This is a genomic window from Novipirellula galeiformis (assembly GCF_007860095.1).
GTDB lineage: Bacteria > Planctomycetota > Planctomycetia > Pirellulales > Pirellulaceae > Novipirellula > Novipirellula galeiformis.
In genome coordinates, this window is the sequence record NZ_SJPT01000001.1 from 37,266 (window position 1) to 62,443 (window position 25,178).

At 56.3% G+C, this 25,178-nt stretch carries 11 protein-coding genes; 3 read left to right on the forward strand and 8 right to left on the reverse strand.

Annotated elements, in window-relative coordinates:
- Nucleotides 1–320: 320 nt before the first annotated feature.
- The 3 genes from Pla52o_RS00125 to secA all read right to left on the reverse strand — a co-directional run bounded on the left by Pla52o_RS00125 (nucleotide 321) and on the right by secA (nucleotide 7,165).
- On the reverse strand, nucleotides 321–1,829 hold the full coding sequence (locus Pla52o_RS00125; RefSeq protein WP_146592581.1) for a hypothetical protein: 1,509 nt from the start codon (nucleotides 1,827–1,829) through the stop codon (nucleotides 321–323).
- Nucleotides 1,830–1,988: 159 nt separating this feature from the next.
- Nucleotides 1,989–3,305, reverse strand: a complete 1,317-nt coding sequence (locus Pla52o_RS00130; protein WP_146592582.1) for a 3-deoxy-D-manno-octulosonic acid transferase — start codon at nucleotides 3,303–3,305, stop codon at nucleotides 1,989–1,991.
- Between the two features lie 149 nt (nucleotides 3,306–3,454).
- Nucleotides 3,455–7,165, reverse strand: a complete 3,711-nt coding sequence (secA, locus tag Pla52o_RS00135; RefSeq protein ID WP_146592583.1) for a preprotein translocase subunit SecA — start codon at nucleotides 7,163–7,165, stop codon at nucleotides 3,455–3,457.
- Nucleotides 7,166–8,373: 1,208 nt separating this feature from the next.
- Between secA and Pla52o_RS00140 the strand changes: the two genes are divergently transcribed.
- On the forward strand, nucleotides 8,374–11,346 hold the full coding sequence (locus Pla52o_RS00140) for a hypothetical protein (protein WP_146592584.1): 2,973 nt from the start codon (nucleotides 8,374–8,376) through the stop codon (nucleotides 11,344–11,346).
- A 44-nt stretch (nucleotides 11,347–11,390) separates the two neighbouring features.
- On the opposite strand, the gene Pla52o_RS00145 is transcribed toward Pla52o_RS00140, so the two are convergent.
- From Pla52o_RS00145 to Pla52o_RS00155, 3 genes are all read right to left on the reverse strand, one after another.
- Nucleotides 11,391–12,032: an RNA polymerase sigma factor gene (locus tag Pla52o_RS00145; protein WP_146592585.1), complete on the reverse strand. Its 642-nt coding sequence runs from the start codon at nucleotides 12,030–12,032 to the stop codon at nucleotides 11,391–11,393.
- Between the two features lie 12 nt (nucleotides 12,033–12,044).
- On the reverse strand, nucleotides 12,045–18,098 hold the full coding sequence (locus tag Pla52o_RS00150; protein ID WP_231611982.1) for an alpha-2-macroglobulin family protein: 6,054 nt from the start codon (nucleotides 18,096–18,098) through the stop codon (nucleotides 12,045–12,047).
- A 433-nt stretch (nucleotides 18,099–18,531) separates the two neighbouring features.
- On the reverse strand, nucleotides 18,532–19,869 hold the full coding sequence (locus tag Pla52o_RS00155; protein ID WP_146592586.1) for an NRAMP family divalent metal transporter: 1,338 nt from the start codon (nucleotides 19,867–19,869) through the stop codon (nucleotides 18,532–18,534).
- A gap of 176 nt (nucleotides 19,870–20,045) precedes the next feature.
- Here Pla52o_RS00155 and Pla52o_RS00160 point away from each other — a divergent pair, with 176 nt between their 5' ends.
- Together Pla52o_RS00160 and Pla52o_RS00165 are read left to right on the forward strand one after the other, a co-directional pair.
- The gene (locus Pla52o_RS00160) at nucleotides 20,046–20,813 is read left to right on the forward strand and encodes a glucosamine-6-phosphate deaminase (RefSeq protein ID WP_146592587.1); all 768 of its coding nucleotides are present in this window, start codon (nucleotides 20,046–20,048) and stop codon (nucleotides 20,811–20,813) included.
- A complete protein-coding gene (locus Pla52o_RS00165; RefSeq protein ID WP_146592588.1) occupies nucleotides 20,810–21,718 on the forward strand; it encodes an N-acetylglucosamine-6-phosphate deacetylase in 909 nt (302 codons plus the stop codon). Before Pla52o_RS00160 ends, Pla52o_RS00165 begins: the two co-directional genes overlap by 4 nt.
- A 320-nt stretch (nucleotides 21,719–22,038) precedes the next feature.
- Here Pla52o_RS00165 and Pla52o_RS00170 read toward each other — a convergent pair whose 3' ends face one another.
- Nucleotides 22,039–22,596 carry a GNAT family N-acetyltransferase gene (locus Pla52o_RS00170; protein WP_146592589.1) on the reverse strand — a complete coding sequence of 186 codons (558 nt, stop codon included), beginning with the start codon at nucleotides 22,594–22,596 and terminating at the stop codon, nucleotides 22,039–22,041.
- Nucleotides 22,597–23,169: 573 nt separating this feature from the next.
- Complete coding sequence (locus Pla52o_RS00175) at nucleotides 23,170–24,585, reverse strand: glycoside hydrolase family 10 protein (RefSeq protein WP_197168907.1); 1,416 nt, start codon at nucleotides 24,583–24,585, stop codon at nucleotides 23,170–23,172.
- Between the last annotated feature and the right edge of the window lie 593 nt (nucleotides 24,586–25,178).

Here is a 25,178-nt window from a genome sequence, read left to right on the forward strand (position 1 = left end):
ATCCTTGCCGCCAATGAAACGAAGAGGAGAAGGTCCGCGGTGCAGTGTACGGGTAAGGCAGCCAAAACCCCAAGATGAGTTTTTGTACGGTAAAACCGGGCCGTTTGGGGGTGGGGCCGTTGGGATTGGCCTGGGCCGCTGAATTTTTAGTCTTGAGCGTCACTAGGCCCAGTGTGTCGGGAGCTGTGTTCTAGCCACGCCGCCTCGCTCTCCAAACGAAGTTGGGGAGGGGGAAGACGAGTGCTTTTACACGCTCGGACGGAGGTGGGATCGCAAAGGTTTGGCGGCCTTCGATAGGCGCAAGAGCTTTGGTTGGCCGCTCAGCCGATCGCATTTTGAATCCGCTCCACCAGCGGCCGCGTCGCTTCGGATGGGCTGCATAATTGGAAAGTCGACGCCGCCAAGAATCGGTTTCGCCAAGCGGGGGAAAGGATGCGATAATCCTCCAGCGCCGCCGAGCTGAACTTGTAGTCGTGTGAATCGTTTCCTTTCAAAAACACCAATCGCCGCGCGTGATCGACCATCGCTTGTGGATCTCCGCCCGCGGCTAAAAGATGGTACATCTGTCGCGAGGCTTGTTGTCGGCTCTTGCCCATCGTTTCGAAGACTTCGGGGATCGACGTGACGTTTTCCTCCGGCGCGGTCGATCCGAGCTCATCAATGCGAGCGTCACTCAGGTCGCCACGCCTACCCGCGGCATCGCGAAACATCGGTAGAAACGATGCGTTTTGTAGCAACAGGTACTTTCGTGTTTGCTCATCGCCCGCGGTTTGGAATGCGTAATGAATTGCGTTGGTGGTGGTAACCGAGTGCAGCGAGACGATCCCTCGTTGGCGCATCAGCAACTCACCGGCTGCGGCGAACATGGCGTCCCAAACCGATTGGACCGAAACATTGCGGCGGAGCAATTCAGCGACTTGGTCGCTCGCTTCGGTCGGCGAACAATCGTGCAATGTCCGCACCAAGTCCCGTGTTGCAACGTCGTCCACAACACCGCCAATGAGTGATGCCGTTAATTTAGCCGATTGCTCACGATTGACTCGGCCCGGGCGGTCGGCTTCTAGATCACTGGTCCCCGGGTTCGGTTCACCATTGTGGTTGAGCATGGCATAAACGAGACTTCTCATCACCGGTTCGGCGTACTCCCATCCGATCGTCTGTAACGTACGAAAGGCGTTGGACAAGTAAATCACCTTATGCCCAATGCTGCGAAAGTCACGGGCGGCATAAGTAGCCAGAAGTTCAAAAACGCGATTTGCGCCTGCGTTTCGGACTAGACTTGTGATCGCCGCGTCGGCCGCCGATTCATCCCAAGCATCCAACGCCACACGTAGGGAGGCGTCGGCCTCAGTTGACGGAGGAAGCGCCGCTTCGTCGACCGCCGGCAAGGTCCAGTTCCCCTCTCGAATATCTCTCGCTTGCGAGCTTTTGAAGTTGTCGATCGCCCAGAATATTGGCAACCATCGGTCTTCGTTGGAGCTGCTGATGCTAGCCAAGTGGGCCGAGTTGACTACCAAGACCGCGTGGAATTTAAATCCTACCGACGGCCGAGGCTCGATGTTCCGCACGCCCGCCAATAACAAAGCGGCAAGCAATTCGCGGTAACCGAGCCCTGCTTTGACCTTCCGGGCGGTTGCTTCGATGATCGATTCCTGAGGGGTTTCTTCTAGAAACCGAACCAAGGGTTCGATGTCGTTGGAAAAACGGGCGATGCCCTGCCCGAGCATGACATCGGCAGCCGATAAAGGACCGAGGGAACGCAGCAGCCCCGTGATTCCTAAGCCCGTTGCCGTGGTGGCTAAAAACGTTCGCCGTTGAAGTTCCGACATTCGATTGCCTCCGATAGGTGAGCGATACCTTGATTGTAGCGTCTCTTCGACGGACTGGCTCGCCAATCCAATCGATCGCGCAATCAAAGCGTCTAGAGTTCACTCGAGGGAAGTCGATGAGGCGCATTGGGTCGTGTTCGGCTTTCGCGTCAATCCCCGTTACGCGGCACGACGTTGGGGCTGCGATGCTCGCAATGGAGCCTGCAGAGCGTCGAGCGTTCGCTCGGTGGCACCTTGATGTTCGGCAATCACACGCCGCGCCGTTCGACCTAATGCGTCGGCGGCAGGAATATCCGTCAGGCATTGTTCGACAAATTGTCGCAACTCCGCTGCATCAGCTACCCGAACGGCGCCGCCCTGAGCGACCAATTGGTTGGCGATTTCTTTGAAATTTCGGGTGTCGGGGCCAAACGAGACCGCGCTGCCGTAGCCCGCCGGTTCAAGCATGTTCTGGCCGCCACGGCTACCAAAACTGCCTCCGACCGTGGCAATTTGGCTGAGCCCCCACCAATGTCGTAGTTCCCCGATTGTGTCGACGAGGATCACGGTGTCGGCACGCCAATGGGTGTCATGCAGCGAAGGAGCGATGGAACGACGGTGCACGTTCAAACCCGCCCCTTCGACCAAATTCGCTACCGCATCAAATCGCTCGACGTGCCGCGGTACCAAGACCAGCCGCAATTCAGGGTGCGATGGGGTTAGCGCGTTATAGATCTCCAACGCCATCGCCTCTTCGCCGGGCTGCGTGCTTCCGACGACCCACACGCGATTCCAGGGATCGAGGCCTGACCATTGGATTCGTGATTGAACTTCGAGTGTCTCACGATCGCTCGGCGCGTTGTCAAACTTGATGGATCCCGTTACCGCAATCTTCTCCGCCGGAGTGCCACAGTCGAGAAAACGCTTCGCTGCCTGTTCATTCTGGCAACCTACCCAAGCGAGTCTTGCAAAGGTCGATTGGGTCAAGAAGCCGAAACGTTGGTAGCCCGCTGCGCTGCGTTCGCTTAGCCGTGCGTTGACGACCATCACGGGGCAATCGTGCTGCGTCGCAATCTGAACCAGATTCGGCCACAGCTCTAACTCCGCAAGCACGAGCAGGCTCGGTTGCAAATGACGAATCGTGCGGGCCACCGCCCAACTAAAGTCCAATGGGCAAAAGAATACCTGATCCGCACCGAACCGTTTCGTCGCCAATTCGTGGCCGGTGTCGGTCGATGAACTGACCAAAATACGGTGCTCGGGATACTGCCGTTGAAGTCGCTTGACGAGGTCCCCGAGTAGGTTGACTTCGCCTACGCTAACCGCGTGCAACCACAGGGTCGGCTTTCCCTGCGTCAACGTCGCTGCCTGAGATTGGCTGATCCCGATTAGTTTTTCGCGAACGCCGCGGCGGTAGCGTCCATGCCGCAGCATGCGATACACGATCAATGGCGAGAGCAGCAATAACGCGATCGTGTAGAGCAGATTGGCAAACATCGGAATCCTTTCCGAGGGGAATCATTCGTGATGGAGTCGTGTGCCGCTGTCGCCCCGCTCGGCGCGACCTTGCCGAGACACGAAACGTCCTAGCCCTCGTTGGCGAGAGACGCTTGCACAAGACACGCGTCTGACTCGGCCATCGCACTCTAGACGACCGGGCCGCTCTTTCGCATGCAGCACGATTTGTACTTTTTACCGCTGCCACAGGGGCATGGATCATTGCGTCCGACGCGAGGCTCGGCATGGCGAACGGGATCGGGACGCGCTTCACCATCCTGGTTGCTTGATTCGGCGGCGCGTTGAGCGGGTGAGTCCATTTCTTGGCTCGTCGCTCGCGATGCGTGCGGATCGGTTCGTCCCGTTTCGGCTTCCACCCAAGTGCTGCGAATGAAATCCTCGTTGAACGATTCCATACGGAAGATCAAATCGGTCACACGCTCGCCAATCGATTCCCACATCGAATCGAATAGCCGCATGCCTTCGCGTTTGTATTCGACTTTCGGATCGAGTTGGGCATAGCCTTTCAAACCGACGCTACTGCGCAAGTGGTCCATCGTGAGCAGGTGGTTCTTCCATGCTTCGTCGACGATGCTCAACAGGATTTGGCGTTCCATCCGTCGCATTTCGGGATAGAAGCGATCGTCGACCGCTCCATCGACCGCCAGCGACAATTCTTTGCGGTTCATTCGCAACAGATCTTCTTTGATCGCGCGATAGTTAAATTCGTCCTTCAACCAATCGGCGAATTGATCGAGCGTGCCGTTGTTGCCGGTGGCAACCGCAGCGGTCGTATCGGCCCCCGCTTTGCCAAACAACTCCTTCAATTTGTTTTGGGCGATCTCGTTTTTCTCGGTCGCGGCTCCGCCTGCCTTGCGACTAAACTCGACCAATTGGGCCTTCAAATCATCACGATTCAGGCGTACTTCCTCGGGCGAGAGTTCTGCACCAAAGCGATGCCCAACCCAATCGACCAAGCCTTCGCGGTCGAGCGATACCTGAGCACCTTGTTTCTCGGTAAAGCGAGAGATACCGGCGATCACCGGGTATTCCGCCTCTTTCTGGGTGTAGGCTTCTTCGGCACGCTTGTTCAACGATTGGCTGACTTTGCGCAAATCTTCGACGTCACGGAATTCATCCGGAGTCGTTTCGATACCGAATTTGTGACGCATCCAAGCGCACATCGTACGTAAACCAAAGTCGGCATCGAGGAACGGTTCGCCCTCGGTGAGATCGACCGTGCTGATGCGAACATGAGCCTTTTGGATCAATTCATCGCTGAGCTCTTCACGCTCCATATTCTTGAGCTGGTGTTCTTGGTAATTCGTGCCCAAGCGGGTGTTGGCCCAATTGGTCAGCGCCTTCCAATTCCACTCATCTTCCATCGCTTGAGGAAGATTCTCTTCGATGATTTCATGGACGGTCACTTCGGACGCACGCTCGGCTTGGTCGACGGCGTAAGCCTTGGCCATCTCGAAATCCATGTTCTGGAAATCGCGAGACTCAAGTTGGCAATCGAGTTGGCTGCCCGCGTAGGCGGCGAACGTGTCGAGACCGTAGTTGGGGTCCAAGAAGGTGTTGACGAACTTGTCGATTTGACCACGAATCAATTCCAAAATCATGGTTCGCGAGCTGTGGCCGTCGAGCAGATTTTGGCGGTAGCGGTAAACCCGTTTACGTTGCTCGTCCATCACCTCGTCGTAATCAAGCAAGCTTTTGCGGATTTCGTAGTTGCGTTCTTCGACCTTTTTCTGGGCCGATGCGATGCGCCGCGTCACCATCGAGTGTTCGATCGCTTCGCCTTCCTTCATGCCCAAGCGTTCCATCATGCTCTTGACGAAATCGCCCGCAAAAATCCGCATCAAGTCATCTTCGAGCGACAAAAAGAATCGGCTCGATCCCGGGTCGCCTTGGCGACCACAACGACCGCGAAGTTGCAAGTCAATACGTCGTGATTCATGACGTTCGGTGCCCAACACGTACAAGCCACCGAGGTCGCGAACGGTGTTCCCTTCTTCGCTCATTTTCTCACGCTCATCGATCTCGTCGACTAGCGCGTTCCACACGTCATCGGGAACTTCCAAACGCGTTGGATATTGATGTTGTAGTTGTGCCCAAGCCAACGTTTCGGGGTTACCGCCAAGCACAATGTCGGTACCACGACCGGCCATGTTCGTCGCGATGGTCACCGCGTTGATACGTCCCGCTTGCGAAACAATATCAGCTTCACGTCCGTGGTTCTTGGCGTTCAAAACATCGTGTTTGATTCCCCGCCGCTCAAGCAGCTCGGAAAGCCGTTCGCTCTTTTCGATACTGACCGTTCCGATCAAAACGGGACGGCCGCTGCGTTCGACCGATTCCACTTTGCTGAGCGAAATCGTCTCGGGAGTCTTTTCCCCTTTAGCGGTGATGACAATCGATTCTTCGTTTTCGCTTTTGATTTTGCCCCAAACTTCGCTGCCATCCTTCATGTTTACCACGTCCCACTTGTGGGCCCGTTCGACTTCATCGGCAAGCGCTTTGAACTTGTCTTTTTCGGTCAGGTAAATCAAATCGAGATGCTCGATTCGCTTCATTTCGCGATTGGTGGGAATGGCCACCACATCGAGTCCATAAATCTTCATGAACTCGGTTGATTCGGTCATCGCCGTACCGGTCATCCCGGAGAGTTTCTTGTACATCTTGAAGATGTTTTGCAGCGATGCGGTTGCAAAGGTTTGCGTCTCCTGCTTGATCGGCACGCCTTCTTTGGCTTCGACGGCTTGGTGCAGCCCATCGCTCCATTGGCGACCTTCCATCAAGCGTCCGGTGAACTCGTCGACGATGACGATTTGACGGTCTTTGACGACGTAGTTGACGTCGACCTTGTAGAGGTAATGAGCCTTCAGTGAGTTGTCGATCAAATGCGGCCATTCCATGTTGCCCGCGGTGTAGAAACTTTCCACCCCGGCCAACTTTTCAGCTTCTCGCACTCCTTCATCGGTCAACGTCACGTTGTGTTGTTTTTCGTCGACGGTGAAATGACTTTCCTTCTTCAGTTGTCGCGCGACGCGATCCGCGTCAGCGTAACGCCCGAGATCGAGATCCGCCGGACCGCTGATGATCAACGGCGTCCGCGCTTCATCGATCAGAATATTGTCGACTTCGTCAATGATCGCGTAGTTCAACGGACCTTGGCACTGTTGGGCTTCCTTCGGATAACGATCGTCCCCCTTGGCTGCCGGACGCATGTTGTCACGCAAGTAATCAAAACCAAACTCGTTGTTGGTTCCGTAGGTGATGTCACAGGCATAAGCAGCTTGCTTCTCGCCCGTCGACATGCCCGATTGGATGGCGTTGACCGTCAATCCCAAGTTCATGTAAAGCGGCGCCATCCACTCCATGTCACGACGGGCCAAGTAATCGTTGACCGTGATCACGTGAACCCCCTTGCCTTCGATCGCGTTCAGGTAAGCCGGTAACGTCGCTACCAACGTCTTACCTTCCCCCGTCACCATTTCGGCAATGTTGCCTTGGTGCAGCACCATGCCACCAATCAATTGGACATCGTAGTGCCGCATGCTGAGAAAACGCTTGCCACCTTCGCGACATACCGCGAACGCTTCTTCGAGAATATCGTCCAACGTCTCGCCATCGCGAAGCCGTTTGCGAAAGGTTTCGGTTTGTTGCCGCAGTTCCTCGTCGCTCATCGCCTCGTATCGCGGTTCCAATTCGCCAATCGCTTCGGCCCGTTGCCGCAACTTGGCGACATGACGAGCATTCGCGGAACCAAAGACGGACGTAATGCTACGCTCCACGGCGCCGAAAGCGCCTCCGAAGATAACGCCACAAATATCAAAAAGTCGTTCGAAGAAAGACATAGTTTTCGTCGGGGTAAGGTCGAATGCGATCCAATGAATTCGCAGTGTCTGGATAATCACGTTTCAAAAGCACGCAACCGATGAGATCGCTCACCACAAGAGCCGATTCACGCGCGCTTTCTATCCGTTCACACGAGCGCCAATATGACACACTCGCGAGTTACCATGGAGGTGTGGCAAATCCAGGACCGAGCTGGAGGCCTCCATGCTATCATCACGGCACGGGATCCCGGATTATTCCAGAAATACGTACCTAAATGCTGTTACATCCGCAAGTTACGAGTTTAGTGAAGATGGGTCAACTGCGATTGTATTTTCTGGTCCCCCAAGTCGCTCTTGTCCGGCGATTTACGCAGGCACCAAGCCCTGCCAAAATCGACAATGCCATAAATTGCTAGCTCAGGGTTCATCATGCACCCCAGCAGTTCAGCGTCGTCATCCAGGCGTCATCCAGAGGATCCGAGCTGAATCGCTCCCAGGAAGCCTCAACTCTCGCTGGCCACGGGGGCCCCAAATGCTCAGCTGAGGTGTCACCAATTTGATTCTCGCGAAATGCCGCGATTCGCTCTCAACGAAAACCAACCGCTGCGACCGGGGGGACAGTGTGACGGGGGACAGAGACAGAGACTGGGGGGCGGGACCGTGTGACGGGGGACAGAGACTGAGACTGGGGGGCGGGACCGAGACGGGGACAGTCCCCGCAGCGGTCCCCGCAGCGGAATGCGATCGACTTTAGTAGCGACGCGAGCGGTCCGGTGGCAGCAAGTCAAACGTTCGAGAAACTCCGGCCGCTCGCACCTCTGGCCGCACCAACGCCCTCGGCTCGATTGGCCCATCAAACCACCTTGGGTCTTGCCTAATCTGCCTATTATTCGCTTCTTAAGTCTTGGTTTAATTTTTTCAATTGTTCCTCTTCGGTATATCCAACGGCGCAACGTCACCGCATTTCTGTTTGCCGGGCAGCTCGATTGCGGAGCGACTCGATCAACTGTTTTCCGAATAAAAGCAGTGCCTCCCAAATAAAATGGAGCCAAAGCGTCCCCGGCGCGAAAATCATTCGACGCTACGTTCCCTACGTCCTAGGATACAAACGAGCCAAACGTTTTCACATTTCGGGACCACCTCCGATTCAAGTCCGACTCCATTAGTCTGCTTATCCTATGCAAATCGCCGGTTTTAAACGCAGCGAAATCTTCCCGTCTGGTGCGATGATGCGAATTTTTGGGGGGCTGATTTTGATCGCCGGAGTGCTTTGCGTGTTTCCACGCATGGCCTCCGCTCAGGGGAGCGGGCTGGGCACCTTTGGGACGCTGGGGGGCGTCGAGCCGGGGGGGCAGTATCCATCGCAAGAGTATTATTTAGCGTTGGAGATTTATCGGAGTGGCGATCTTGAACAAGCCATCGAGGGATTTGAAGCGGCACTTCGCCGCGGTCGGCGTGACGTTAACGGACGATGGATCGATTCGATCCCCGTTTATGCAATGTTGGCCGAATGCTACTGGCACATGGGCAGCCTGCCGCAAGCTCGCGAGAGCATTGACGCAGCGATGCAAGTGGCGATCCGATATCGCGGCTGGCTGAATAAAGTCGACTGGCGTTCAGCGGTGCGCGAGGGGGTCCAGGTTTCGCCTCCGAGTGGTTTATGGCCTGGGGCTGCGGCGGTGAAGCGGATTCCGACCTCGGATCGGATCATGTTTCAATCTGGAAAGCCGCTCACCGAGCAAACGATTCAGCAAGGTGGAGTCATTGAAGAGCCCAACCTGCGCGCGATGGACATCATCGAGATCATGCGAGGTTTGGCAATTGCTTCGTATCGCCGCCGAATCGTGCTGGGGCCGTTGTCCAAAGACGATGCGTTTATCGCCGAACTGACCGAATCGGTTCGCACCGCCGGGGGAGGGCATCCGATTGCGAACTCGATGGCGGGCGCTTTGCACAGCACCGCTCGTTTTGCCCATCACGACGACAAACGCGTCCTACAGGAAGCATCCCAAACGGCGTTCTTCGGCGGCGGGGCGCACCCGTTAACGGCGATCACGTTGTTAGTCCAGGCGTCTGCGGCGGCCGAATCCGACAATGCCGAAGGCGCCTTGGCCGCGGCGCTGGCTTGTGTGAATGTGGCTGCGGCATTGGATCAACCCGAATGGATCGGCGAAGCGATGCAATTGGCTGCCGGGGTGGCCACGGACAAAGAGTCCGTGGTGGTTCGTAATGCCGCGGTCGTCGCAGCGAATGCCATGCAGCGAAAATCACGGCTCGCGTCGGTCCATTGTTTTGTGGCCGCGGCGGACGCCGCGATCAAGGCTCGCGACTACGATGCTGCGACATTGGCGATCGGGCATGCTAAATCGCTTTCGGATCGCCGAGACGTGTTGCAACCACGAATCGATAGTTACGGAGCCTACGTGGCCGCAAGGCTTGCCGCCGGGCGTGGCGAGGCATTTGGGCTGCAGGCGACCAGTGTGGTCGACCAAGCGTACGGATCGATGCGTGCGTTTATCCTAAACCATCGAGTGCGAAATCGACCTCTGGTTTCGATGCCTAGCATTTATCAATTTGCTTTGCTCAGCCAAGCCCTGGGAACGCGCATGGGGGGATCAACGAGTGATGCGGTTTTAAACTATTACACCGGTGATCCTCCTGCGGCGCTATGGCGTCGCGACCCCGTCGATGCGCTGACCTTTTTAACGATCGATCGCTCGAAAGCCCTGCTGATGCGGCTTGCCATTGCGGCCGAACAGAATGATGCCAAGGACGTGTTGGTTCGTACCGATACGCTGTTGGCCGAGCGGTTTTCGCAAACGTTGCCGATGGCAGGCAGAGTGGCTCATGTGCGTGCATTAGCCAACGCCGATGATAAAGCGTTGAGCGACGACCAACGCCTCTTTCGCAACCAAGGGCCGCCCGAATTCAAAAGGCTGCGCCAACTGGTGCTGGCGAATGCCAAATTGGTCCCCGAGACCGTTAATGAGGGAGTGGTCGCGCAGTTGGGGAAAGAACAAGAGTCGGTCGCAACGTTGATCGCATTGTCGCGGGGCACTTTACCTCGTTTGGCTCCTCCGCGTGTCGACGAAAAGGCCCCCATTGAAACGCTGCCCAAACGAACGGCGCTGGTGAGTTTTGCGTTTGCCGGGAATCGGCTTCACGCTACTTTTTCGTTGAACGGAAAAACGCAAATGTGGACGGTCAATAACACGACGCGAATGCCGGCCATGATCGCATCGGTGTTACGTTCGATCGGCGTTGGCAAAACGCGTGGTTCGCGCTTGCCCGAAGACACGACGTGGCGTAAAGACGCGGCGACCTTGATGAAGTTGCTGTTTCCTGACGCGAGTTTGTTCGCGGGCACCGATATCGATCATTTGGTGATCGTGCCCGATGGAGCGTTATGGTATTTGCCACTGGAAATGTTGCCGATGGACGGAGCGGACTCCGAAATGTTGGGTGACAAAATCAGCGTGCGTTACGCTGCGACGCCGGGATTGGCATTGAAGCCAGTGCCGATTCGTCGGCGGAACCCCGCAGTGGGAATCGTGGCGAGTCGTTTCTTTGCACCGCGTGACATGGAGGTCAACACCGCGATCACCCAGTCGATCATTGACGCGGCGGAGGGATCTATCTTGTTACCGGTCGCCGGAATGCCGCCCACCACGATGCTGGGGATTGCCATGGACAGTTTGATCGTGGCGGCTCCGAGTGTGGTCGATACGAGCAATCCATTTGCGATGAGCGTGCTGCCCTACGAGGCTGGAAAACCCCATGCCGCCCTGGGGGCATGGTTACAATTTCCGTCGCAAGTGCCTGCGACGTTGGCATTAGCGGGCTTTCGCTCTCAGGCCGAAGCGGCGCGACTTGGCGATGGACGTGACTTGTTCATGGTCCTTTGTGCGCTGCACACCGCGGGAGTCCGGGATGTGTTGATCAGCCGCTGGGCGGTTGGCGGTGAATCGACAGCCATCGCGCTGCGTGAGTTTTCGCAGGAGCTGCCGTTTTCGGGAATGGTCGACGCCTGGGGGCGGGCTCGGATGGTCTTGCGACGCACCGATCTTGACCCGCAAACCGAGCCGTTATTAACGCATGCCGACAAGGACCTCGAAAGGGTGACGGGCGAAGAACCGCTGTTTTGGGCCGGCTATTTGTTGTCCTCACCGCTCGCCGACGATGCCCCCGCCAAGCCTTAACTCGCGAGCGCGGATTCGCAGTGCGGAAAGCGAACCGAGCGAGATCAATCGGCCAATTCGGGGAACACTTCGGTGTCCAATTCCATGCGGCCGATGATGGACCGCAGCCGGATTTGAAAATCACTCTTAAAATTTGCCACCTGCTGTTCGCTCAGCCCGGCTTTTTCCGCGACCAATTTATTGGACAAGCCGACCACATAGAGCAACTCGATTGCTTTGAGTTTTGACCAACTCTCGCTTTGTTTCCAACGCTCGATTTGTTCGGCAATCGCATCGCGAACGGCGGTCTGTTCGATCTGTTTTCGCTCGCCGCTACGAGCGATCGAACTGGCGACTCGATCGCCACCGACGAATTCCCATTCCGCACTCGTTTGAGAGCCGCGGCGATGCAGTTGCAGCGCAGGGCGTCGCCCCTCACGCCGCAAATGATCCGTCAATTTGTAGGCACAAATCGAAAACAAGTAACTTTCCAGCCGTTTCGATCCGTCATAGTTCGGCAAGCTGATCAAAAAGCCGACGAAGGCCTCTTGAACGATATCTTCGCTCGTTGCGCGGTCGCGAATCCGGCTTTGCGTGTACGCCAACAAGCGACCTTCGTAACGATCGATCAACGCCTGCCACGCCTCGGACTCGCCGGCGCGAATCCGAGTAACCAAGTGCGAATCAATTTCGCTGGGATCTAACATCGATTCATTCTCTTACTGAACCACGATTGGCAAGCTCTCACTATGGCTGTTGAACTCGGGAGCATACATGCATTCGATGTTCGCAAATCCCGTCTGGTACTCGCCCTTTAACTGAACCCGTGTGCTGTACTCGAACACATACGTTCCCTTGGGCAAGTAGTCGATAAAGAAATGCGATGCCGTGTCACGTGTGGATTCGTAATACCCCAGCCCATCTTGGTACTTGTACTGAGATAAAACGTTGACCGGTTCGGTGCCGCTGCCACGATAGTCCTTCATGTGAACATACTCCATGTCACGGTCCGTTCTCAACACGATCCGTACGACTAATTCGTCGCCCACAGCAACCGGTCCATCCACCGCGACCAAGGTGGGGCCTTTCGCGGTGTTCTTTTTGACGAACAATTTCTTTTCCAACGTCAACGGCGTTCCGTCGTGCGGCGTCACCTTGCTGATGTCTTCGAGATATTGCCAATGCAGACTGCCCCACGCGACGCCCTCGTCGACCTTTCGCATGGTCACTTTGCCCAGCTCGGGTTTCACTTCGGCCGCAGGGAAACGAACCTCGTAGAAACCGGTTCCCGCTTCGACATCCTTGGGCTCGATCGGTGTACCGCCGAGGTCGACGCGGACCAATTCGTCGGACGCTAATAGATCGCTGCCACGCAGTAGCAACGCGTAGATCGCATCGGCGGTCGCCTTGGTCGTCTTCCAATCTTGCGTTTGCTTTTGCTTGAGCAGCCAAACTTTACAATCCTCGACCGCTTCGCGATCGTTCATGACCTCGTCAAAGGCTTCGATCATCATCGCCTGGGTTTCGATGGGAGCTCGGTACCACCACCACGAGAGTTCATTCTCACGCCAAAACATGCCGAGTTCTTCGTCGGTGACCGAACGCTCTTTGATCGACGCCATGATGGCTTTGGCCGCATCGAGTTCGTCCCATCGCTTCAGCGCCACCGCCATGTGAGCTTGCGACTGTCGAAAGGCCAGTTTCAACCAATGAGTTTTCGCTTGATCGACCCAGTAATCGACCGCTTCGCGATGTTCCGCTGCAACCGGCTGGTCTTTCAGGAAGAAACTACGGCCGTACAAGTACAACGCAATCGTTGTCGAGAGGTGATTCTCCTTGCGATGGTCCGATTTAAGTTCCTCGTATTGCTTGGTCACCCAGGCATCGAGCCGCGTCAACGAGCGAATCGCAGGTTGCATATCGACCTCGACCCCGAGATGCCGCATCCGTCCAAACCCGGTCGTGATATACAACGTGATGTAATCGTTACCGCGTCCGCCGGGGAACCAGGGCCATGAGCCATCTTCGAGCTGCATTTCGGTCAACTTGAACAACGACCGATTCGTTTCGTCTTGCAAACGATTTTGGTCGAACAAAATCCCTACGTTGCGTCGTGCTTGGCTTTCGCTCTCGGCTTGGCGGACCCAAGGCGTTTCTTCCAACAGGACCGATTTCAGGTCTTGGTTCTTTTCCAATGGGCTGTCCAGCGCCGGCGTGCCACGCCATTGGTCAAAGATCCGTTCGATCTTAGGATCGCTTCCGGCGATATGTTTCGCCAACGAATTGGCGTACAGCCGATTGAAGACTTGCTCGCTGCAATCGTGTGGGAACTCCATCAAATATGGCAGCGCCATCACCGCGTACCACGATGGATTGGACGCGACCTGTAGCGTCAACGATTGATGCTCGAGCGTGTCCGAGCCACCCGAGTTGATCAGCTTTTCGAATTCGAATTGCTTCTCTTGCTGGCCGCGAATCGGCAGCGGCAAGGATTCGGTCACAAGCACGCGTCGCGACAACACGGGCAAATAGCCCTCTTCGCCGTCGGACAAACGTCCCGTCGAGCCCACCGCCTTGTAGGTCAGGAAACCGATGTTATCGGGAACCTTGATCTTCCACGAGAACGAACGCGATTGGCCCGCAGGAATCGTGAACGATTGGTCCACATTTTCGTTACCGAGTTGCTCATCAACGTTATCGGTTGTCTTTGCATCGGCAAACGACAAACGCACTTGACCGCTTTGCTCGGTGGGCGATTGGTTGCTGACCTTGACGGTAAACTCAATCAAATCGCCTTCACGGACAAAGCGAGGTGGGTTCGGTTGGACCATCAAATCTTTCGCCGTCACCGTGGTGGCGGTGATCGATCCGCTGCGTAGTTCTTGGTCGTGGGCAAACCCCAGGAACTTCCACTCGGTCAACGCTTCGGGCATCGTGAATTCCATCCGCACCGTGCCATCCTCGCCCGCCATCAAATGGGGAAAGAAGAAGGCGGTTTCATTCAGGTTTTTGCGCGCCGAGACGTTTTCTAAATCGAGATCCGGGGTCTTCGCACCGCCCTTGTCGTCGGCGCCCTGAACGCCATCTTGTTGCTCGACCGGCGGGGCGGCGGCGACAGCGGACTTGCTCATCATGGCCGCTTCCGGGGCCCCCCTACTCATGGCAGAGTCCATCATCGGGGCCTCCGCCATGTTAAACGCTTCGCCACCTTTCATCATCGCTTGACGCCCACCGCGGGCACGGGCGTGAAATTGGTAGCCATATAAGTTTTGGATGATCATGTTGGGGTAATGGCGATAGCTCAGCGATGCATTGCGTTGCTCGCGATTCCACCCGTACCAAATTTGGCGTAGCGTTTCGGGTGAGTTCTGGAACTGCGAGTTCATACGTGAATGATCCTGATAGAACACGTTGAATCGCTGCATCCATGCGTGCGGCTGAAACGCATCGAGCGAGGCGTCATACAATGTCGCGACCATCTCGGCCGCCGCACGCTCGGCATCCGGTCCTTTGATGATTGCCGTCCAGGATTCTTTGGCGGCGGGAGCCAGTTTGGAAACGAAATGCTCCCATTGGATATCGAGTTCTTTGTTGCTCCAGGGGACTTCCACGCGATGCGTATTCAAGTAGGCGCGGTTTTCGCGCACCATCGTCGTTCGCACGATGAATCCGCCTCGCATCGATTCGTTGACCGCCTGTTCGATCAAAACCTGAGTCGTCTTCGGTTGAGTCCAGTAGCTCTTGATGATCTCTCCGCGATGTTCGATTTCAACGAACGCACGCGCGGTGTTGTAACCGCTGGCCCAAATCGCACGCATCGATTGCCCCGGTTCGACGGAGTTCTTTTCTTGGATGAAAAGATCGGGGATCTTGATCGCAAGCTTTTTGGCTTCAGGATCGAGCACTTGAATTGGCAACAGGGCGGTGACCGCTTTACCGAACCGATCTCGTGTTTCGAGCTTGGCACGATACGCTCCCTCCTCGAGCTTGAATGTCACTTTTGCGTTACCGCCGCCATCGGTTTCGAAGTTTTCTTTGGCAACGGAGTCACCGAGTTCCCAATGCTTGGTGTCCGACAAATCGGCGGGCGAAGTTGCACCGCCCCCGGCTTTCATCGCCGATCCCATGTGGCCGCGGCGCGGCCAATGTCCGCCGCCACTCAGCGGAGCACGGTGCACCTTGCTAGGTTGTTTTAACTGATAAATCGTCACCGTCCCCTTGGCCGATTGGCCCTCGCCATCGAGTGTTTTCGTGGTGATCGAAACGGTAACGGGTTCGGCATTGGTTTGCCAATCTTCGGCGGTCATCGTTGCCGCGAGCGCCGTGTAGCCAACGTTCACGATGCGTTGATCCGAGCGGGTTTCCCCACTCGAATCGGTCACGTCCGCATAGACCGTGAATTGGAAGGTGGGTTCGCTTTGTGCGGGAACCGAGAGATCGGGTTTGGCGACAAACTCGATGTCGAACGTTCCATTGGCGTTGCTACGCGTGGTTCCATGAGCGATTTCTTGGTTGCCTTGCGATGGCATCGGTGGCCAGACCGGACGCCAGAATTGCGACCACGACCACCACACCGGATAACGCACTTCCCGCACCACTCGCCACGAGACCTTGGCGTCGTCAAGCGAAGCTCCGGTGTACGCGGTCGCGTTGCCTTTGACGATCACACGCTCGCCCAAACGGGCTGCTTCCTTCGGAGGATCGAGTTTGACTTGAAACTTCGGCCGTTTGTATTCCTCGACACGGAATTGAGTTTGTCCTTGCGCCGTCCCGTCGACTCGCAATGACATTTGTCCCATCAACCGATCGCGTGGCGCAGTCACGCTGCCGTTAAAGCTGCCGTAGTCGTTCGTGCGATGGGTTAGACGTTCAATTTCCTTGCCGTTGACATCCGAGAACACCACGACGACCGCTTGGTTGGCCAACGTTTTGTAGTCGTTCTGATTTTGATTCACCGAAAAACAAATGCCTTTGTAGCGAATCGTTTGTCCCGGACGGTACAGGGCGCGGTCGGTGAAGAAATGCGTTTGCTGAGAGGTCTCGCGTGAGTGGTTGGCCGTGTAGACCGACATGCCATTGTTTGAGGAAAGGCGATGGCCGCGGTGCGTCGCCAACAACATTAGATTGCGGCCATTGGTGACCTTGCCTTTGAATAGCCCATTGGCATCGGTGGTGAGCGTTGGCAAGGCAACACGCCGATTGCCTTCGTTGGCCCAGATTTTGACGGTCGCGTCTTGGCGTGGGGCTCCCGTCTTGGCATCCAAGACGAATCCTTCGAGTGTGCCCTCGCCATGTTTGGTGCGCAGAACCAAGGCAAGATCGCTGACCCAAACCTCCGCCATACTGACTTGATTGTCGGCTTGCTGGAAATCTTCTCGATGACTGGCGAACAAGAAATACGAACCGGGTTTCACATCCTCGGGCACTTTGACTGACTCGAGTTGCTCTTGATAGTCCTCGGTTTTGGGCAAGTCGGCGGACCATCGTTTAACGACATTGCGGGTCATTAACGCGTTTTGTTCATTTTGATTCAAGTTCATCGGTTGGTAGCGATTCGAATTGACGAATTCATCAAAATCGAATGGCACCAATCGAAAGTACACTTTGTCGACGTTGCGATAACGCACATCAATGGTCGGCCACGGGGCATTCCAAACACGTTCGGTTGTGATCGAAGCGGACGGCGATTCGATCTGCTGGATCAAGTTGAAACAGCGTGCGCCCCCGACGCTATCGGGATGCTGAGCCAAGCCTTGTTCGGCAACTTTCTTGGCGGCGACGAAATCGTTCTCGCTTTGCAGCACGGTGGCGAGCTGATGCAGCGCGCGAGCGGAGATCGGATGCGTGGCATGTTGCTCGGCAAACCGTTTGAGCGCCGCCTTGTAACGGGCGTCCTTCTCTTCGCCAAAGGCGTGGTTGTTCGCGAACTCGAGTCGATGCAGGTCCGTGTCGATGAAGGCCGATGGATCTTTGTCGTCGCGATGAAACGCCAGCAATTGTTGATACAGGCGAATCGCTTTCAGCTTGGGCGAATCGTTGTCCTCGGTGATGGGATTCCAGTCCAGGAACGCTTCGGCCGAAGCGAAGATAGGACTGTCCGCCGAGAGATCAAACGCATCCTCGCTACGCGCCCCGGCCTGTTCCGCCGACGAGTAGAATTCGAGCGCTTCGTAGACCAAGAAATCCCACAGCGTCGGACGATAGGAATCAGGGGCGGAGCCCTTTTCGATCAGTTCGTCGTATTGAGCGATCGGAGTCTTCTGAAGCACATCGCGGTTCTCGAGTGCCTTGTCGAATTGGGCCGCGGTGACTTCCAAGATCCGTGGCAAGTCCCACGTCGTGATGTCATCGCTGGCGGGAGCGGCCGTTTGCGTTCGTTGCAGAAATCGCCAGCGGTTTTGTTGGAAATAGTGCCAGTACCAATGGGCAACAATCGCCTGCATCACCGGTTGCATCTCGGCCGGAGACGGTTCAATCTCGGCGGCCATGCGAGCAATTTTTTCCTCCGGGCGATTGCCTTGAATCGTCCCTTCGAGCGAGATCTTCAACCCGATGGCCTTGATCGCTGCAGCATACTGCTTCTCGGCCTTCGTTTTGACAATGATCGGCTCGAGTTTCTCGATTGCCGTTTTCGGCAACCCTTGATTGATCGCCTCCTGGACCTCGGGCCAAGTGGCCTCAGTGGGGTCGGCGGCCCACAGCCAAGTGGCACATAACAGGACTAAAATGCTGGCAAAACCAAGTTTTTGCAGATTAGAAATTGAGTACGACAAGAGAAAACTCGCACGGTTGGGGGAGCTTGAGAGGAGCGTCTGTTGGGATGTTAACGAACGCCGGGCGAGTTTATTAGCTGAGAAATGTTTTTTTATTCCGGCAACTCAGCTGAGGGCGTTTGAAGTTGCACGTTTTTCATCACCCGCAGCGTCAGCGAGGGAATGATCACCCTTGATTCGGTCCCTCGCTAACGCGTCGGGTTACGATTTTATTGGGGAAACGGCGATTTGCTGGGGAAAACGGCAATGCCGTGATTCCAAAACGCGAGGCTTTCCTCGCTCGTTTTCTGGATACGGTTCCGGTGTAAACGAAAGTGCGACGGACGATGACGTCCGCCGCACTCGGTAAGTTCTCTCAGGTTAGCCCCCTACTCTCAGGGACGCCCGGCTCTCAGGTTAGCCCCGCAGAGCGGTGGGTGACTCGCGGTTTTACCTACGAGATCAGCCCCCACAACGTGCGGGCCGACAATGCAACCACGACGAGCAAGCCAATCCAACACAAAATCGTGATCGCAGCGGGAACCGGAAACGGCAACTTCTTTAATTGCCACACGATCACGAGGGCCAGGATTGGGAAGCACAATACGGTGAGAGCTTGTGCAATCACGATGAAGCTGACCAAGTCGATACCGGTGATCGCCACCGTGCTGGCTACCAACCATCCCAGCAGCAGTGCCGCAATCGTGGAGGTGCGAACGCTGGTCGACGACATCTTGCTGTTCAATCCAATGGCATCACAGAATACCACGCCGCCGATCAAGGCGTTCACCAAGAAGGAGCTGGCGGCCCCTGCAAAGATCCCTAACGAGAAAACGATTTTGGCCCAGGCGCCAAACAGCGGCTCGAGTGACATCGCGACGACGCTGGCGTCCTTCAGCTCCTTCGGATCGATTTTGCCGTGCAGTGCGGTCGCTGCGGTGATGAAAATCATCCCGGTGATCAACGCCAACGAGGCAATCCCAACAAAGCTGTCGACCAACCCAACGCGAAGGTCTTTGGGCCCCCAACCTTTTTCTTTGACTTGGTAAGACTGGTAAAACGCACCGGCCACGGAGAACGTCGTCGCGATCATGGCGCCGATACTGAGCCATGAAACCGCCGCGGCGGTGCCTCCGGCCGAGCTGGTCTCGGTCGAGACGGCCAATTTAGGGACGAGCCCCATCGCGATTTCCGAAATCGAGGGCTGGGATGCGATCATGCTCAACCCGAACGCGAGCACCATCATGCCCACCAACACCGCCATCAAACGTTCCACGATGCGATACAGATCGCGACGCCCAAGCACCACGATCGCAATGATCCCCACGTTGACCAATAGCAACAACATTGACTTGGCAATCGGGCTGAGATCGTCCAGTGTCGAGGGGCCGACGAACCCACCGGCGGCCATTAACATCGCATTGTTATTGGAGGCCTGGAACAGCGTCACCGCGATCATCAACGATCCCCCAACGAGCCACGCGGCGGGACGACCGAAGGTGTCGGCGACACTTTGGCAGAGCGTTTTTTGGCTACATACCCCGATCATCATCGAAGCCATCGTCATGCCAATCATCAACAAGCCCGCAAGCGGCACGACCCACAACAGATCCAAGCCGTATTCACAGCCCACGCGACTCGCGCTGACGATGCTGCCCGGACCTAAAACAACCGCAGCAACGACAATCGCTGGCCCGATTCGGGCGAACCGGCTCAGCCAACTAGTGGAACTCGGCCGCGGACTCGAATCATCATTTGTACGGGACTGGTTTGTTTCGCTATTATCTAACACAATCGTCTACCAACTAAAAAAATGGATGGACAGCACGGCCGTCCTGAAATGTTTTTTTACAGCCGAGCTCAATGGAGCATGGGCCGCCAGAGTATGGCACTCCCATCCTCTCACGAATTCAGCTAATTTGAAAAGATGAACATCTTATGTCCGATCCTACAACAACCTCAAAAGTAATGATGCGAACCATTCTAGCCGCTGACCGACCTGCCATGGGGCAGTGGGTAGCCACGCAAGCCGCCGAAGTGATCCGAACCGCCATCGAGCAACAAGGCCACGCTACGATCGTGATTGCCACCGGAGCTTCACAGTTTGAAGTACTCGGCGAACTTGTCCAGCAGCCTAATATTGATTGGTCCTTAGTGACGGGATTTCATCTGGATGAGTACGTCGGTTTGTCGGCCGATCACCCCGCGTCATTTTGTCGCTACTTGAAAGAACGCTTTGTCGATTTGGTGCCGATTTCCAAGTTTCATTTTCTCTACGGTGACCAAGACGCCAGCGAAACGATTGCCAAAACCGGAGCGGAGCTGCAAAAGACCACGATCGACCTCGCTTTGGTCGGCATTGGCGAAAACGCTCACCTAGCCTTCAATGATCCGCCAGCGGATTTTGAGACCCTCGAACCCTACTTGATCGTCAAACTCGACGAAGCGTGCCGTAAGCAACAGGTGGGTGAGGGTTGGTTCCCCTCGCTAGAAGATGTGCCAACCGAAGCGATGAGCATGTCGGTTCAGCAAATTTTGAAAGCGAAGCGGATTTTCTGCAGCGTGCCGGATTCGCAAAAAGCGACCGCCGTTCGCCAAACGCTCGAAGGCGGAATCGATCCGATGATCCCCGCCAGTATTTTGAAGCAGCACGCCGGCGCGACGTTGATCATCGACCGCGCCTCGGCGGGCCAATTGTCGCAAAGCACGCTCGATGAAGTGGAGTCGATCGCGTGAGCGGTTTTGTCGACTTACAGGTCAATGGCTACGCGGGCGTTGACTTCAATTCCGAGGATTTGACCCAAGCCGATGTCGTCAATGTTTGCGAGCGATTAGCCGCCGATGGCGTCGAGCAAATTTTGGCGACGATCATCACTGCGCCGCACAGCCAAATGTGTTCGCGAATCGCGCGAATTGCCAACTGGATCGACACGATTCCCGAGGTTCGCCAGCGGATTCCGGGGTTGCATATCGAAGGGCCGTTCATCAGCCCCGTCGATGGCTTCGTCGGGGCCCATCCGATGGACGCCGTGCAACCGGCGACGGTCGAGGTCGCGCAACAATTTTTGGATGCTGGAAACGGTCATGTCCAATTGTTGACGTTGGCGCCCGAATGCGACGCCGACGCGCGAGTGACTCGGTTTCTGAGCGAGCAAGGCGTGGTCGTGGCCGGAGGGCATAGCGACACCTCGATCGCCCAGTTGGATCGATGTATCGACGCAGGGCTGCGGATGTTTACCCATCTGGGGAACGGTTGCCCCGGTACGATGCATCGGCACGATAACATCATCCAACGTGTGCTCAGCCGTTCGGAGCGTTTGATGATCAGCTTTGTCGCCGACGGGCATCATGTGCCCACGTTTGCACTGAAGAACTATTTGAACTGCATGCCAAGCGAAAATGTCATCATCGTCAGTGATGCGATCACCGCGGCGGGCTTAGGCCCGGGCCAGTACAAGCTCTCAGGGCAAACCGTTTACGTCGATGACGATTACGCCGCCTGGGCCGAGTGCCGCACTCACTTTGCGGGTTGTGCCACAACGCTGCCGCGGATGCAGGAGATTCTCGTCAGCGAGCTCGACGCATCCGACGCCCAGATCGAAGCTTGGATGAAGTCGAACCCCAAACGATTGTTGCGCTAAAACGCGGGCGAGCGGTGAGTTTTTATAGCGCCGCAGCGTTCGCGTTTTGCCTAGCAAATCACAACCCGACGCGTCAGCGAGGGCCTACGTTAAAAGCGAGGTTCCCTCGCTGACGCTTCGGGTTGTCAACATCGGGGAACGTCACAAAACAAAAGCCAAAAACAAAAGCCAAAAACAAAAGCCAAAAACAAAAGCCAAAAACAAAAGCCAAAAACAAAAGCCAAAAACAAAAGCCAAAAACAAAAGCCAAAAACAAAAGCCAAAAACAAAAGCCAGGAACAACGGCGAGGCACGGCAGCGCCACTTTGGCTGCTCCGCGGCTATGCGCCGGCGACTTCGGCTGCTTTGTAAACGACTTGAGCGCGGCGGAAACCGAAACGTTCGTACAAGCGAACCGCCGCCGTGTTGTCGGTTGTCACTTCGAGGTGCATTTGCGACAGTCCAACGGAGCGGAATCCGGCGGCCGCGTGGGCGAGCAAGATCGAGCCGAGTCCGCGACCGCGATGCTCCGGCGCAACGCCCACATTTTGAATCGCTCCCCAGCCTTCGAATTGCAACCCTTGGATGGTCCCGATCGGTTCGGGGCGAGCCGAAGGGGTCGGTTGGTACTGGATCAACCAAGTCGCCTCGGGGATAAAGCTGATGCGTCCCGAAATTTCACGCATCAGACTCAAGCAACCATCGCGGCGTCCCAGGCAGGGAAAGACGTTGGCATCGAGCTCTTCACGGAAACTGCGGTATTTGGCGGTGGCATGATCGCGAATCAAGTCTTCCGAAAAAGGGATCAACTCGAATCCAGCGGGGGTGGGCAGCTCGGCAATGGCGGAGCTTAACAGATCGAACTCCATGCGAAAGCGTTTGAAGTAGGTTAAACCCATTGTCTTAGATCCAGCATCTTGGGCAATCGAAGCACTTTGGTCAGGAATCGCGGGCGCTGACACCACCGCTCTATCTTACCACGCTCGTAGCGGACACGTTTCGGAGAGCTCCGAGCATTGGATATCGGTCCAAGCAAATTCGGGTTTGGGTGACGTTTTTGCCGTTCAGTCAAGTCGTAACAGTCCCATCAGGCAGCGCTGCGTTTGCTCCCTCTGGCGATGATCCCGATTGCCGTCGTTCCGAGCGGAGTTCTTTCGCAGGCACGTCTTCGTTGCTGCCCGCAGCCGCCATCGCAATCGCAGCGTCTCGCCAATCAAGCTCGATGGCTTTGTAGCAGCCGACGTCGTAGCAACCTAGCCAATGCCAGCTAACCCACACCTACCCGTGAACAGGGGGATGCACGCTTCAATGAGGCCACGAGTTTGAACTCGCGGAAGGCCGCATGGATGACCTCCCAACGAACCGAAAACGGCTGTGGCAACGAAACCGGTCAACCCATCGAGGACCGGCGACGAGCCACTTTGGGGCATTGGATCTGGATGAACAAGTTCGGTCACACGACCCGTTCGCTTTTATTGGCCAGCAACGCGTGAGCTCTCGTTGCCACACCGATCGACGGCCGTCACGACCCAATCGGTCGTCGAGGAGGCCACCGCGATCGAGGGTGTCGGCCCCGGATACGTGGTGAACGTCCACTTGTCCGACGCCCGCGTCCAGACACCCCATAACCAAACCGGTTCGTCGTCACCGGGAGTTAGCGTCAGGGTTCGCCCGCCGTTAGCCGTGTGCTCCGTTTTGACTTTGGGTGCCGCAGGAGGCGAATCGTCTAGCCATGTCATCGCCGGTGACAACGCAGCGGAGCGATAGACGCCTGCCTTTAATGTGTCGGCCAGCCCCTCGCGATTCTCCAGCAACGCCTTCATGCTGAAATGAACGTGACCGGGAAATTCGCTGCGCCGGCGAACGACTTCGATCTGGTCGGGGATCTCCTGTTTCTCAAACCCGCGATTCTTGTCGCCGACACGACTCGTGTACATTCCTGGCCAGACGTAGCGGGATTGGGTGTTCTCACTTTGCCAATAATCCAGCAAGACCGGAAAGCTTTGAGCTTTTTGTGCGATCGGCCAATAGAGTTGAGGGGTGAAGTAATCGCACCAACCTTCGTTCAGCCACAGGGCGGCGTCCGCGTAGAGTTCCTCGTACTGGTCAAAACCCGTGATTCCTGGTGCCTTGCCGGGGCGGCCGATCCCGAACGGCGAGATGCCAAATCGCACGTGGGGTTTGATCGTATGCGTCGTTTTGTAAATCTGTTCGATCAAGTCGTTGATGTTCTTGCGACGCCAATCGTCCCGCTCCAGTTTGCCTCCCCCGGCTTGATACTGAGCCCACGAGGCGTCGTCGGGAAACGGAACCTTCTCGCCGTCTTGGGTCACCGGATAGGGATAGAAATAATCATCGATGTGCACTCCGTCGATGTCGTACCGCCGCACGACATCGTTGAAGACGGCCAGTGAGTGCTGAGCAGCCTGTTGGTTGCCGGGATCCATCCATAGGTAGCGGTCGTACTTGATGACGCTCGACGGCATCGTGTGGCTGACGTGGGAATCGGCCAGTTCCCCTGGTTTCATTTGCGCGCGATAGGGATTGAACCAGGCGTGTAGTTCGATGCCACGCGCATGTGCCGCGTTTACCCAGTACTCCAGCGGATCGTAGTAAGGCGCCGGTGCGACGCCCTGTGTTCCCGTCAGGTAGAGGCTCCAGGGTTCAAGCTCCGACGCATACAAGGCATCGGCGGTCGTGCGAACTTGCAACACAATCGCATTCATGTTTAGATCTGCCGCGACGTCCAAAATGCGGTCGATCTCGGTTTTCTGATCCGCAGTGCTCAGCCCTCGTTTTGAGGGCCAATCAATGTTCTCGACCGTCGCGACCCAAGCGGCGCGAAATTCTCTCGGAGCGGCAGGCGGTTCCTCTGACCACGATTCCATTGGCGACGCGGAGAGAAGGCAGCCCAGAACCAATATCAAAATCACTCCGAACCCGCGCATGGTAAATCCTGTCTTCAAAATTTAAAGAACGATATCCAGTACAGTCAGCCGTCATCTTAAACGATCCCGTCGCCCCGTTTGATCCCTCTGAGGAGAGGGAGAGTCAGCGAACGCAGCGGCCTCGCCAAGGGAGCTTTGACGATCCCGTCGAGCTAAAAGTGCCCATCGATTTAAAGTGCCTATTGACTTAAATTGCTTGAGCAACCATTTCGTAGAGGGACAGAGCATTTGCGTGGGGGGAAGACGGTTCGCCTCAGCGGACTCTCCCCCCGGAAAAGTGCTCTGGCCCGCAGAGGGAACAGGCTCCTCAGGGGGGAGCGCGGGCTCTAGCTCGCTCGCGGGGCTGCACCGCCGAGTCACACACGCGATCGTCGATAGCTTCGTTGCTGTGCAAAATGACGCGAATGCTTTTTTGGAGCACAATTTCGACCGGGGACAGAGCACAATTTCGACCGGGGACAGAGTATTTCAGTGGGGGATAAGGCGGTTCGCCTCAGTGGCCTCCCCCCCCCCCCCCCCCCCCCCCCCCCCCC